Raw genomic sequence first — 3495 nt, 5'->3', positions numbered from 1 at the left:
CATTCACGGAGAGTTTGATCCTGGCTCAGGACGAACGCTGGCGGCGTGCTTAACACATGCAAGTCGAACGGTGAAGCCCTTCGGGGTGGATCAGTGGCGAACGGGTGAGTAACACGTGGGCAATCTGCCCTGCACTCTGGGACAAGCCCTGGAAACGGGGTCTAATACCGGATATGACCTTCCTCTGCATGGGGGTTGGTGGAAAGCTCCGGCGGTGCAGGATGAGCCCGCGGCCTATCAGCTTGTTGGTGGGGTAATGGCCTACCAAGGCGACGACGGGTAGCCGGCCTGAGAGGGCGACCGGCCACACTGGGACTGAGACACGGCCCAGACTCCTACGGGAGGCAGCAGTGGGGAATATTGCACAATGGGCGAAAGCCTGATGCAGCGACGCCGCGTGAGGGATGACGGCCTTCGGGTTGTAAACCTCTTTCAGCAGGGAAGAAGCGCAAGTGACGGTACCTGCAGAAGAAGCACCGGCTAACTACGTGCCAGCAGCCGCGGTAATACGTAGGGTGCGAGCGTTGTCCGGAATTATTGGGCGTAAAGAGCTCGTAGGCGGCCTGTCGCGTCGGATGTGAAAGCCCGGGGCTTAACCCCGGGTCTGCATTCGATACGGGCAGGCTAGAGTGTGGTAGGGGAGATCGGAATTCCTGGTGTAGCGGTGAAATGCGCAGATATCAGGAGGAACACCGGTGGCGAAGGCGGATCTCTGGGCCATTACTGACGCTGAGGAGCGAAAGCGTGGGGAGCGAACAGGATTAGATACCCTGGTAGTCCACGCCGTAAACGTTGGGAACTAGGTGTTGGCGACATTCCACGTCGTCGGTGCCGCAGCTAACGCATTAAGTTCCCCGCCTGGGGAGTACGGCCGCAAGGCTAAAACTCAAAGGAATTGACGGGGGCCCGCACAAGCAGCGGAGCATGTGGCTTAATTCGACGCAACGCGAAGAACCTTACCAAGGCTTGACATATGCCGGAAACATCCAGAGATGGGTGCCCCCTTGTGGTCGGTATACAGGTGGTGCATGGTTGTCGTCAGCTCGTGTCGTGAGATGTTGGGTTAAGTCCCGCAACGAGCGCAACCCTTGTTCTGTGTTGCCAGCATGCCTTTCGGGGTGATGGGGACTCACAGGAGACTGCCGGGGTCAACTCGGAGGAAGGTGGGGACGACGTCAAATCATCATGCCCCTTATGTCTTGGGCTGCACACGTGCTACAATGGTCGGTACAAAGGGCTGCGATGCCGCGAGGCGGAGCGAATCCCAAAAAGCCGGCCTCAGTTCGGATTGGGGTCTGCAACTCGACCCCATGAAGTTGGAGTTGCTAGTAATCGCAGATCAGCATGCTGCGGTGAATACGTTCCCGGGCCTTGTACACACCGCCCGTCACGTCACGAAAGTCGGTAACACCCGAAGCCGGTGGCCTAACCCGTAAGGGGAGGAGCCGTCGAAGGTGGGACCAGCGATTGGGACGAAGTCGTAACAAGGTAGCCGTACCGGAAGGTGCGGCTGGATCACCTCCTTTCTAAGGAGCACACAGCAGCTTCGGGCGAATGTCCCGGAGTGCTCGCTCATGGGTGGAACGTTGACTATTCGGCACAGGAAGAGACCAGTGGTTAGTACTGCTTCGGCGTGGAACGCGTTCTGGTTTTGACTGTGTCGGGCACGTTGTTGGGTCCTGAGGGAACGGTTGACCGTTGTCTCAGTGCCGGCCTCACTTGAGGTAGCCCGGTTGGGTTGTCGAGGGTGTGTGACTGGTCGTTGTTTGAGAACTGCACAGTGGACGCGAGCATCTGTGGCCAAGTTTTTAAGGGCGCACGGTGGATGCCTTGGCACCAGGAACCGATGAAGGACGTGGGAGGCCACGATAGGCCCCGGGGAGCTGTCAACCGAGCTTTGATCCGGGGGTGTCCGAATGGGGAAACCCGGCAGTCGTCATGGGCTGTCACCCGCTGCTGAACACATAGGCAGTGTGGAGGGAACGCGGGGAAGTGAAACATCTCAGTACCCGCAGGAAGAGAAAACAACCGTGATTCCGGGAGTAGTGGCGAGCGAAACTGGATGAGGCTAAACCATTGTGGTGTGAGACCCGGCAGGGGTTGCCGTAGTGGGGTTGTGGGAATGAGCTTCAGTCGTCTGCCGGCGGCTGGGCGAGTCAGAAACCGTATGGGTAGTCGAAGGACATGCGAAAGGTCCGGCGTAGAGGGTAAGACCCCCGTAGACGAAATCTGTACGGCTTGCTTGCTCATCTCCCAAGTAGCACGGGGCCCGAGAAATCCCGTGTGAATCTGGCGGGACCACCCGCTAAGCCTAAATATTCCCTGGTGACCGATAGCGGATAGTACCGTGAGGGAATGGTGAAAAGTACCGCGGGAGCGGAGTGAAATAGTACCTGAAACCGTGTGCCTACAAGCCGTGGGAGCGTCGTCGTGGTCTTTGGATCACGGCCGTGACTGCGTGCCTTTTGAAGAATGAGCCTGCGAGTTTGCGGTGTGTAGCGAGGTTAACCCGTGTGGGGTAGCCGTAGCGAAAGCGAGTCCGAATAGGGCGGTTGAGTTGCATGCCCAAGACCCGAAGCGGAGTGATCTAGCCATGGGCAGGTTGAAGCGCGGGTAAGACCGTGTGGAGGACCGAACCCACCAGGGTTGAAAACCTGGGGGATGACCTGTGGTTAGGGGTGAAAGGCCAATCAAACTCCGTGATAGCTGGTTCTCCCCGAAATGCATTTAGGTGCAGCGTCACGTGTTTCTTGCCGGAGGTAGAGCACTGGATAGGCGATGGGCCTCACCGGGTTACTGACCTTAGCCAAACTCCGAATGCCGGTAAGTGAGAGCGTGGCAGTGAGACTGTGGGGGATAAGCTCCATGGTCGAGAGGGAAACAGCCCAGAACACCGACTAAGGTCCCTAAGCGTGTGCTAAGTGGGAAAGGATGTGGAGTCGCAGAGACAACCAGGAGGTTGGCTTAGAAGCAGCCACCCTTGAAAGAGTGCGTAATAGCTCACTGGTCAAGTGATTCCGCGCCGACAATGTAGCGGGGCTCAAGCACATCACCGAAGTCGTGTCATTGCAGCATTAGGGCCAACGCCTGCTGTGATGGGTAGGGGAGCGTCGTGTGCCGGGTGAAGCGGCGGTGGAAACCAGTCGTGGACGGTATACGAGTGAGAATGCAGGCATGAGTAGCGATACAAGAGTGGGAAACTCTTGCGCCGATTGACCAAGGGTTCCTGGGTCAAGCTGATCTGCCCAGGGTAAGTCGGGACCTAAGGCGAGGCCGACAGGCGTAGTCGATGGACAACGGGTTGATATTCCCGTACCCGCTTTGAAGCGCCAACGCTGAACCTCTTGATGCTAAGCCCGTGAAGCCGTCCTGGAGCCTTCGGGCAAAGGGAAGTGGTGGAGCCGGTGACCCGACGGGGTAGTAGGTGAGCGATGGGGTGACGCAGGAAGGTAGTCCAGCCCGGGCGGTGGTTGTCCCGGGGTAAGGGTGTAGGCC

2 rRNA genes (1 of these 2 running past the window's edge) are annotated in these 3495 nt (G+C 58.3%); both read left to right on the top strand.

From position 1 onward, the window contains the following. Nucleotides 1–2 precede the first annotated feature (2 nt). Nucleotides 3–1526 (top strand): 16S ribosomal RNA (locus tag ACIGG8_RS42645). 272 nt (nt 1527–1798) lie between these two features. After that, a 23S ribosomal RNA gene (locus ACIGG8_RS42640) occupies nt 1799–3495 on the top strand; it runs 1490 nt beyond the window's last position. The 16S and 23S rRNA genes sit together here, the layout of an rRNA operon.

It is taken from the genome of Kitasatospora sp. NPDC085464 (genome assembly GCF_044541955.1).
Classification (GTDB): Bacteria; Actinomycetota; Actinomycetes; order Streptomycetales; family Streptomycetaceae; genus Kitasatospora.
The sequence above is the reverse complement of the archived record's forward strand: the minus strand, read 5'-3'. Positions and strand labels throughout refer to the sequence as shown.